The organism is Streptomyces sp. NPDC037100, from assembly GCF_055606225.1.
In genome coordinates this window covers 18,683-28,196 of the sequence record NZ_JBVJSX010000007.1, presented here as the reverse complement: position 1 = coordinate 28,196, position 9,514 = coordinate 18,683, and the positions used below count along the sequence as shown (strand labels likewise).

8 protein-coding genes are annotated in these 9,514 nt (G+C 71.6%); 1 reads left to right on the top strand and 7 read right to left on the bottom strand.

The features are described 5' to 3' along the window. Positions 1–90: 90 nt before the first annotated feature. The 5 genes from ACZ7EG_RS23150 to ACZ7EG_RS23130 all read right to left on the bottom strand — a co-directional run bounded on the left by ACZ7EG_RS23150 (position 91) and on the right by ACZ7EG_RS23130 (position 4,412). The gene (locus ACZ7EG_RS23150) at positions 91–1,044 is read right to left on the bottom strand and encodes an ROK family glucokinase (protein WP_471081996.1); all 954 of its coding nucleotides are present in this window, start codon (positions 1,042–1,044) and stop codon (positions 91–93) included. Between the two features lie 131 nt (positions 1,045–1,175). Then, on the bottom strand, positions 1,176–1,676 hold the full coding sequence (locus tag ACZ7EG_RS23145; RefSeq protein ID WP_471081994.1) for a DUF5304 domain-containing protein: 501 nt from the start codon (positions 1,674–1,676) through the stop codon (positions 1,176–1,178). Between the two features lie 105 nt (positions 1,677–1,781). Further along, positions 1,782–2,951, bottom strand: coding sequence for an ArsA family ATPase (locus tag ACZ7EG_RS23140; RefSeq protein WP_471081991.1), 1,170 nt, complete (start codon positions 2,949–2,951; stop codon positions 1,782–1,784). 117 nt (positions 2,952–3,068) lie between these two features. After that, positions 3,069–3,506: an SRPBCC family protein gene (locus tag ACZ7EG_RS23135; protein WP_471081988.1), complete on the bottom strand. Its 438-nt coding sequence runs from the start codon at positions 3,504–3,506 to the stop codon at positions 3,069–3,071. A gap of 108 nt (positions 3,507–3,614) precedes the next feature. Then, the gene (locus tag ACZ7EG_RS23130; protein WP_471081985.1) at positions 3,615–4,412 is read right to left on the bottom strand and encodes a metallophosphoesterase family protein; all 798 of its coding nucleotides are present in this window, start codon (positions 4,410–4,412) and stop codon (positions 3,615–3,617) included. Between the two features lie 297 nt (positions 4,413–4,709). Between ACZ7EG_RS23130 and ACZ7EG_RS23125 the strand changes: the two genes are divergently transcribed. Continuing rightward, positions 4,710–6,506 (top strand): AMP-dependent synthetase/ligase, encoded by a 1,797-nt coding sequence (locus ACZ7EG_RS23125; RefSeq protein ID WP_471081982.1) that lies wholly within the window; start codon positions 4,710–4,712, stop codon positions 6,504–6,506. A 13-nt stretch (positions 6,507–6,519) separates the two neighbouring features. Here ACZ7EG_RS23125 and ACZ7EG_RS23120 read toward each other — a convergent pair whose 3' ends face one another. Both ACZ7EG_RS23120 and ACZ7EG_RS23115 read right to left on the bottom strand, forming a co-directional pair. Beyond that, the gene (locus ACZ7EG_RS23120; RefSeq protein WP_471081979.1) at positions 6,520–8,142 is read right to left on the bottom strand and encodes a GMC oxidoreductase; all 1,623 of its coding nucleotides are present in this window, start codon (positions 8,140–8,142) and stop codon (positions 6,520–6,522) included. A 136-nt stretch (positions 8,143–8,278) separates the two neighbouring features. After that, the gene (locus ACZ7EG_RS23115; protein ID WP_471081976.1) at positions 8,279–9,421 is read right to left on the bottom strand and encodes a glycosyltransferase family 4 protein; all 1,143 of its coding nucleotides are present in this window, start codon (positions 9,419–9,421) and stop codon (positions 8,279–8,281) included. Positions 9,422–9,514 lie beyond the last annotated feature (93 nt).

Here is a 9,514-nt window from a genome sequence, read left to right as displayed (position 1 = left end):
CAGGGCGCAGGGTTCATGCGCGAGCACCGGCCGTACGTGGCCGATCGCGCCGTTCCCCGCGCCCCTGAAGCACATCCCCCCAGGGGGAGTTCACATGATCGGGTCGGGCTCCCGCGCCAGGTCCGCCGCGCCCACCAGGCCCGCCTTGTTCCCCAGTTCCGCCGCTCTGACCTCCGCCACCGGGCGCCAGTTGCCGCCGACCAGCCAGCGCTTGTACGACTTGCGGATCGGACCCAGGACCAGTTCGCCCTCGTCGGAGAGGCCGCCGCCGACGATGAACGCGGAGGGGTCGAAGAGGGAGGCGAGGTCGGCGAGGCCCGCGCCGACCCAGCGGGCCAGTTCGCGGTAGGAGTCGACGGCCACGCGGTCGCCCTGGCGGGCGGCCATGGAGATGTGCTTGCCCTCGATGCCCTCGGGCGTGCCGTCGCCGAGGCCGAGGAGGATCTCGGCGTTCTCGGGGGTGGCGTTGGCCCGCTGCTTGGCGTACCGGACGAGGGCACGGCCGGAGGCGTACTGCTCCCAGCAGCCCTGCGAGCCGCAGCCGCACAGCAGTCCGTCCGGCACCATGCGGATGTGGCCGAACTCGGCGGCCACGCCGAAGTGCCCGCGGCGCAGCTTGTTGCCGATGATGATGCCGCCGCCGAGGCCGGTGCCGAGGGTGATGCAGATGACGTTGCGGTGGCCCTTGCCGGCACCGAACTTGTACTCGCCCCACGCCGCGGCGTTCGCGTCGTTCTCCACGACCACCGGGAGGCCCACGCGGGCCTCGACCTTCTCCTTGAGCGGCTCGTTGCGCCAGTGGATGTTGGGCGCGAAGTAGACCTCGGAGCGCTGCCGGTTCACGTAGCCGGCGGCACCGATGCCCACGCCGACGATGTCGTGACCGACGCGTGCGCCCTCCACCGCCGAAGCGATGGCGTCCACGATGCCCTCAGCCGTGCCCGGGGTCGGCACCTTGTGGGTCGAGAGGATGTTGCCGTCCTCATCGACCACGCCGGCCGCGATCTTCGTGCCGCCGATGTCGACGCCGATGGTGAGTCCCATGAATCCCTCAGTTTCGGTCGAGCCCCGCTACGGCCAACGGTACCCGAGGCCTGCCGCCGGGTTCGCTGTCGTCCGCACGCTGGGCACCCCGGGAGGCCGTGCCGGGGCGGCTCAGGGCCGGGCCCGGGGACTCAGTCCAGGTCGATGCGCTCCCCCGGGCCGGCGTCGTCGCCGCCGTCCCGGCGTTCACCCCGGTCACGGGGGTCGTGCCGCTCGTCGCGGCCGGTCCAGCGCCGCTCCTGGGCCTGGACGGCGGAGCGGTAGGCGGCGAGCAGTTCGTTCCCGGCCGCGGCCAGGTGGTCGAAGACGTCCGGGTTGCGCTCGATGACGGGTTCCACGGCGTCCTTGGCCTGCTGCACGACCTGTCGCACGACCTGCTGGGCGGCGGGTCCCGCGACCGCGCCGAGCAGCGGGGACTGGACACCGGACAACTTCTCGGCGACGGCGTCGACGAGTTTCTTCAGTTCCTCGGCCGCGGAGCCCGCAGGCGTGCCGTACTCGGCGCGGCGGCGGGCCTTCTCCGCCTGGAGGTCCTCGGCGCACGCGGTCGCCCAGGCGTCGGCGTCGGTCGCCCGCACGTCGTCCGCGGCCTCTTCCCGGGCGGCGCCGGACGGAGGGAGATCTTCGCTCATCACGGACTCCTGACTACGGTTCGTCCCTACGACGTTACCCGAACGGGCGTACCGGATTCACGGGCCGTGCCGGCCACTGCTTCCCCCGGTTCGGGCCCCGCTGTCTCACGGGCTCTGCGGCCACAGCTTCGGGTCGGGCGCGAAGCGGATCCGCAGCTCGCCGTCGCGCAGGGCGGCCCCGTCGACGGTGCAGCGGCGCAGTACGGAGGGCAGCGGGACGATCCGGCGGAACGTCCCCGCCGTGACGGCGAGTTCGTCACCGCGCCGGACGAGGTCGAGCTCCTCGCGTATGGCGCCGGGCAGCGGGATCCGCCAGACGAGTACGCCGTCCTCGCCGAGTCGGTCGGTCACGGGCCAGTCGGCGGCGGGGGCCGCCTGCTCGGTGCCGGGCACGGAGAGGGCGGTGAGGTCGTCGGTGCCGCGCGGGTCCCGCCCGAGGTGGGCGACAGTGCGGACGTCGTAGGTCTCCCGCCACTCCTCCAGCGTCTTGCGCTGCTGGGCGACCGGGCCGGCGAGCCAGGCGTCCGGGGAGGCCTCGGGCAGGACGCGGTTGGCGACCACGACGTCGGTGCGCAGACCGCGCAGGGCGAGACCGAGCCGGGCGGTGCGCAGCACGTCGGCGCCGGCCGGGCCGGGCTCGGCGACCAGGCGCACGACGGTGCCGCGGTCGGCGACGACCGCTTCCACGGCGGCCAGTTCCAGGTCCCAGCGGGCCGCCGTCTCGTAGAGCCACTCGGCGGGCATGGGGACCCCGGCGAGGCGGCCCAGGACGGGGCGCAGGGCGCGGGCGGCCTGCCGTTCGGGCGGGAGGAGACGGCGCAGGTAGCGGCGGAGTTCCTCGGGCAGGGCGAGCAGGGCGAGGGCCTGCGGGGCCGGGGGGAGGTCGACGACGAGGGTGTCGTACTTCTCCGACAGCGCGGCGTCGCGCAGGGCGCGCAGCAGGGCGAGTTCCTCGGCCCCGGGCAGGGGGGTGAGTTCCTCGGGGTCGAGGCGGGAGGCGCCGAGGAGGTCCAGAGCGGAGGAGGCACGGTCCTGGAGGGCGGCGAGATCCTTGCGGAAGTCCTGGGCGGCGTCGGGGCGCCAGGCGGTGAGGTGCGGGGCGGCTTCGACCGGCGCGGGTCCGGTCGGGATGCCGAGGGCGGCACCGAGAGTGTCCGCGCGGTCGGAGCCGAGGAGGAGGGTGCGGGTGCCCTCGGCCGCCGCGGCCAGGGCGGTCGCGGCCGCGAGGGTGGTACGACCGCTGCCGCCGGGGCCGGTGATCAGGATGGTGCGCATGGGGTTGAACGTACCTCGGTGCGGCCGGCCAGGGGCGCGGGGCCGTGTTGAATACGCGGGCTCCGCAGCGTGGGCGCGATCGGTCACAACCCTCCGGCACCCGGCCGGCCACCGCGATCAGGCGGATTCGACCCGCTTCTTCAGCCCCGCCAGCGCCCGGTCGATGATGACCTTCTCCGCCTTGCGCTTGATCATGCCGAGCATGGGGATCTTGACGTCCACGGTCAGCAGGTACGTGACCTCCGTGCCGCCCGCACCGGACGGCTTGAGGATGTACGAGCCGTCCAGGGAACGCAGCATCTGGGACTTCACCAGCGTCCAGGACACCTCGTTCTCGCCGGTCCAGGTGTATCCGAGGACCTGGTCGTCCTTGATCGCGCCCGCGTCCATGACGAGACGGACCTGCTCGGCGCGGCCCTGGGCGTCGGTCTTGAGGACCTCCGCCTCCTTCACCTCGCCGGTCCAGTCCGGGTAGCGTGCGAAATCGGCGATGACCGCCATGACGTCGGCCGGGGCCGCCTCGATGGTGATACTCGAGCTGGTGTGTTCCGCCATCGCCGTGGCTCCTCCAGATGCGGGCCGGTATGAGGTCGTGCGCACGAGTGCGCAGCGTGAAGGCTACCGCGAGGGGGGCCCGCGGATCTCACCCGACCTGGGGCGTCCTCACCACTCCAGTGCCCAGGGCGTCCCGGTGCCCGCGAAGTGCCCCACGTTCACGCACTCGGTCGCCCCGATCCGCATTCTTCGCACCAGTGGCTGGTGGACGTGTCCGAAGAGGGAGTAGCGGGGCCGGGTGCGGCGGATGGCGTCCAGCAGGGCCCGGCTGCCGCGTTCGAAACGGCGGGCGACGGTGTCGTAGACCAGTTCGGGAACCTCGGGCGGGATATGGGTGCAGAGCACGTCGACCTCGCCCACGGCCTCGATCTTCGCGGCGTACTCCTCGTCGCTGATCTCGTACGGCGTCCGCATCGGCGTGCGCAGGCCGCCGCCGACGAAGCCGAAGACCCGGCCGCCGATCTCGACGCGCTCACCGTCGAGGACGGTCGTGCCGGGGCCCGCGTACTCCCGCCACAGGGCCGGCATGTCGACGTTGCCGTAGGTGGCGTACGTAGGAGTGGGGAAGGCGGTGAACAGCTCGGCGTACTGCTTGCGCACCGCCTTCTCGATCACCGTGGCGCGGTCGCCCTGGAGGCCGGCCCACAGCCCGGCCCCGAACTCCCGGGCCTCCTCGAAGCGGCGGGCGGTGCGCAGCGCGACGATGCGGTCGGCGTTCTCGACGCCGAACAGATCGGGGAAGATGCCGCGCGAGTGATCGGCGTAGTCGAGAAAGAGGACGAGGTCGCCCAGGCAGATCAGGGCGTCGGCTCCCTCGCCGGCCCTGGCCAGGTCGCGGGCGTTGCCGTGCACGTCGCTGACCACGTGTACGCGCGTCCGGCGGTTTCGGACTGGTGTGGGTGCCATGACGATCAAGCGTAGGTCGCGCGCAGCGGTGGTGAACAGTGGCGGCCCTACCTGCGGTTACTGGCCAGTCAGTTAGCAGGTGGACTACTGTGCGCAAAGGAATACCCAACTGTGTGACGCAGCGAACATCTCGATGGGACCCCCTGTCGTAGAAGCCATACCGGCGGGTAACGTCCGGCCAGTCCAGTCGTGCTCTGCATTTCAACAAGTGAATGCGCGAGCACTTCTCCGAGCCTTGGACCGCACCGTCGCAGCACACACCGTCGTGGCGCCGGCGCCCTATGAGGAGCAGCAGTCTTGCGCGAGTTCAGCCTTCCGGCTTTGTACGAGGTCCCTGCGGACGGAAATCTGACCGACATCGTCCGCAGAAACGCCGCGCAGCACCCGGACGTCGCCGTCATGGCCCGCAAGGTCGGCGGCAGCTGGCAGGACGTCACGGCCACCACGTTCCTCGCCGAGGTGCACACGGCGGCGAAGGGGCTGATCGCCGCCGGGGTACAGCCGGGCGACCGGGTGGGTCTGATGTCCCGCACCCGTTACGAGTGGACGCTGCTGGACTTCGCGATCTGGAGCGCGGGCGCGGTGACCGTGCCGGTGTACGAGACCAGTTCGGCGGAGCAGGTGCAGTGGATCCTCGGCGACTCGGGCGCGACCGCCTGTGTCGTGGAGTCGGACGCCCACGCGGCCGCGATCGAGGCGGTGCGCGACCGGCTTCCGGCGCTCAAGCACGTGTGGCAGATCGACGGCGGCGGCATCGACGAGCTGGGCCGGCTCGGCCAGGACGTCACCGACGAGACGGTCGAGGAGCGCGGCTCGTTCGCCAAGGCCGACGACCCGGCGACCATCGTCTACACCTCCGGCACCACCGGCCGCCCCAAGGGCTGTGTGCTCACCCACCGCAGCTTCTTCGCCGAGTGCGGCAACATCGTCGAGCGGCTGCGTCCGCTGTTCCGCACGGGCGAGTGCTCGGTGCTGCTCTTCCTGCCGCTCGCACACGTCTTCGGCCGGCTGGTGCAGATCGCGCCCATGATGGCGCCGATCAAGCTGGGCACGGTCCCGGACATCAAGGACCTCACCGACGAGCTGGCCGCGTTCCGTCCGACGCTGATCCTCGGTGTGCCGCGCGTCTTCGAGAAGGTCTACAACTCGGCGCGCGCCAAGGCCCAGGCCGACGGCAAGGGCAAGATCTTCGACAAGGCCGCCGACACCGCCATCGCGTACAGCAAGGCGCTGGACACCCCGTCGGGCCCGTCGCTCGGCCTGAAGATCAAGTACAAGACGTTCGACAAGCTCGTCTACAGCAAACTCCGCGCGGTCCTCGGCGGCCGGGGCGAGTACGCCATCTCCGGCGGCGCCCCGCTCGGCGAGCGACTCGGCCACTTCTTCCGCGGCATCGGCTTCACGGTGCTGGAGGGCTACGGCCTGACCGAGTCCTGCGCTGCCACCGCGTTCAACCCCTGGGACCGGCAGAAGATCGGCACGGTCGGCCAGCCGCTCCCCGGCTCGGTGGTGCGCATCGCCGACGACGGCGAGGTGCTGCTGCACGGCGAGCACCTGTTCAAGGAGTACTGGAACAACCCCGGCGCGACCGCCGAGGCGCTGGCCGACGGCTGGTTCCACACCGGTGACATCGGCACCCTCGACGAGGACGGCTACCTCAGGATCACCGGCCGCAAGAAGGAGATCATCGTCACCGCGGGCGGCAAGAACGTCGCCCCGGCCGTGATCGAGGACCGCATCCGGGCGCACGCCCTGGTCGCGGAGTGCATGGTGGTGGGCGACGGGCGGCCGTTCGTGGGCGCGCTGATCACCATCGACGAGGAGTTCCTGGGCCGTTGGTGCTCCGAGCACGGCAAGCCGGCGGGTGCCACCGCGGCGTCGCTGAGCGAGGACCCGGACCTGCTGGCCGCGATCCAGGCGGCGATCGACGACGGCAACGCCGCGGTGTCGAAGGCGGAATCGGTGCGGAAGTTCCGCATTCTGAACTCCCAGTTCACGGAGGAGTCGGGCCACCTGACGCCGTCGCTCAAGCTGAAGCGCAACGTGGTGGTTAAGGACTACGCGCACGAGATCGAGGCGATCTACGCGAAGTGACCCCCTGGGTCGGCTATGGCGCGGTGTCCTCGGCGAGGACCCGCGCCATCGTGCGTTCGGCGAGCGCGGTGATGGTCACGAACGGGTTGACCCCGAGCGACCCGGGCACGAGCGAGCCGTCGGTGACGTACAGCCGGGGATATCCCCTGACCCGCCCGTAGGCGTCGGTCGCCCTGCCCAGCACGCAGCCGCCGAGCGGGTGGTAGGTGAAGTCGTCGGCGAAGACCTTGTTCTTCGAGCCGAACAGGTCGTACCGGTAGATCGTCGCGTTGGCCGCGTTGATGCGGTCGAAGAGCTTCTTGGCCATGGCGACGGAGACCGCGCTGTGGGCGGCCGTCCAGCCGAGCCGCAGCCGGTCCGAGCCGGTGTCGTAGGAGAAGGACGCCCGCTCCGGGTTCCTGGTGATCGCCAGGTAGAGGCTCACCCAGTGCTCCAGGCCCGTCGGCAGCGGGGCGATCTCGGCGAAGACCGGGTTGGCGGCGTTGGCCCAGTCGTCGATGCCCATGACCGGCATGGTCGACTGGTTCGCCCCGACCGTGTCCCACAGGTGGTTGGCCCGGCCCAGCATCACGTTGCCGTTGGTGCCCCAGCCCGCGCCGACACTGGCGTCGAGACCCGGAAGCGTGCCCGTCTCCCGGGCGCGCAGCAGCAGTTCGGTGGTGCCGATGCTGCCGCCGCCGAGGAAGAGGTACGTGCAGCCGTACTCCCTGGTCTCGACGACCTTGCCGGTCTCGTCGATGCGGTCGGCGGTCAGGACCCAGGTCCCGTCCGGCGCGCGGCTGATCGCGCGCACCTTCTCCAGGGTGTGGAGGGTGACGTTGCCGGTGCCGAGCGCGGCGGCGAGGTAGGTCTTGTCGAGGCTGCGCTTGCCGTGGTTGTTGCCGTAGATGACCTCGCCGCCGAGCGCCGACTTCGGGGCGGTGCCGGCCGCCTCGCGCTGCATGTGGCCGAAGTCGTAGACGCTCGGCACGAAGGTGGTCCGCAGGCCGGTCTTGTCGGCGTGCTTGCGGGAGACGCGGGTGAAGCGGTACCACTCCGTCGACTCGAACCAGGCCGGGTCGACGGTGTTCACACCGAGGGCGGCGCGGGCGCGCGGGAAGTACGTGCCGTACATCTCGTCGGCGTCGACGGTGGGGAACTGCTCGGCGAAGTACGACCGGGGCGGGGTGACCGCCATGCTCCCGTTGACCAGGGAGCCGCCGCCGACGCCCCGGCCGACGTACACGGACATCTGGTCGAAGTGCACGCGGTCCAGGACGCCCGGGTAGCGGCCGATGTCCCGGTTGACGACGTCCAGCCAGAGGAAGGTGCCGAGGGGGGCCTCGGTGCGGGTGCGGAACCACATGGAGCGGTGGTCGGGGGCGCTGGTGGTGCAGAACACCTTTCCGTCGGGGCCCGCGGTGTTCCAGAGGCGGCCCATCTCCAGGACGATCGTGCGGATGCCGGCCTGGGCGAGGCGGAGGGCGGCGACCGCTCCGCCGTAGCCGGAGCCGACGACGATCGCCGGGGCGGTGTCTACGGTGTCGGGCTGGGCGGCTCGGGCGCTTTCGAGGCCGATGCGGGTGAAGCCGAGGGTGGCTGCGGTCTGCAGGGCTGCCATGCCCAGGATCTGACGTCTTGTCAGCTGACGCTGCATCAGTTTTACTGTCATGCGCGCAGCATCGGCGGAATTTTCGGTTCCGCCTAGTGGGGTGCGGCTTGATCCTTGACGGCGGGTGCAGGTTGTCCGTGGTTCTTCGCGCAGTTCCCCGCGCCCCTGAAGGTCACCCGCACTACAGCAAATCTCTGAGGCGCTCCGCGAGCAGGTCCCAGCGCCACTTCTCCTCGACCCACTCCCGGCCCCGCTCGCCCATCCTGCGGCGCAGCTCGGCGTCGCCGAGGAGGACGGTGATGCGGTCGGCCGCCTCCTCCGGGGAACCGCCCCTCACCACCCAGCCCGTCTCGCCGTCCAGGACCGCGTCCGGGGCGCCGCCCGAGTCTCCGGCGACGACCGGGAGGCCCGTCGCGGAGGCCTCCAGGTAGACGATGCCGAGGCCCTCGACGTCGAGGCCGCCGCGGCGGGTGCGGCAGGGCATCGCGAAGACGTCCCCTGCGCCGTAGTGGGCGGGCAGCTCGGACCAGGGCACCGCACCGGTGAAACGGACGGCGGAGGCGACGCCGGTCTCGTGCGCGAGCCGCCGCAGGTCCTGCTCGTAGGGGCCGCCGCCGACGATCAGCAGGACGGTGTCGGGCTCGGTCGCGAGGATGCGGGGCATGGCCCGGATCAGGGTGTCCTGCCCCTTGCGCCGCACCAGCCGGGAGACGCACACCACCACCGGCCGGTCCCTCAGGCCCAGCCGCGCCCGGATTTCGTCGCCGCCCGAGCCCGGGTGGAAGGTCTTCTCGTCGACACCGGGCGGCAGCTGCGCCATCCGCGCGGCGGCCTCGGGCGTCAGGGCGGAGGCGATGCGCGAGCGGGTGTACTCGCCGAGGTAGGTGATCGTGTCCGTGGCGTCGCCGATCCGGCGCAGCAGCTGCCGGGCGGCGGGCAGCTGCGCCCAGCCCGCCTCGTGGCCGTGCGTGGTGGCGACCAGCCGCTCGGCGCCCGCGGCGCGCAACGCCGGGGCCATCAGGCCGAGCGGGGCCGCCGCCCCGAACCACACCGAGGTGCACCCGTGCTCCCGGAGCAGGCCGACGGCCCGCCGGGTGGCTCCGGGCGTCGGCAGCAGCATGGTCGTACGGTCCCGTACAACGGTGAAGGGCTGCTCGGCGTCGAAGGCGCGGGTCGCCTCGACACCCTCCCGGGTCCGCTTCCAGGTCGAGGCGTAGACGACCAGCTGCTGCGGGTCCAGCCGCAGCGCCATGTTGTGCAGAAACGCCTGGATACCCCCGGGCCTGGGCGGAAAGTCGTTCGTCACGATCAGGGTCTTGCGCACGCCGCCGACCCTACCGAACCGTCCTCACCGCCCTGTGCGGAAGCACATATGGCACGCTCACAGCCTGCGGGCCCATCATGGCCCCATCAACAC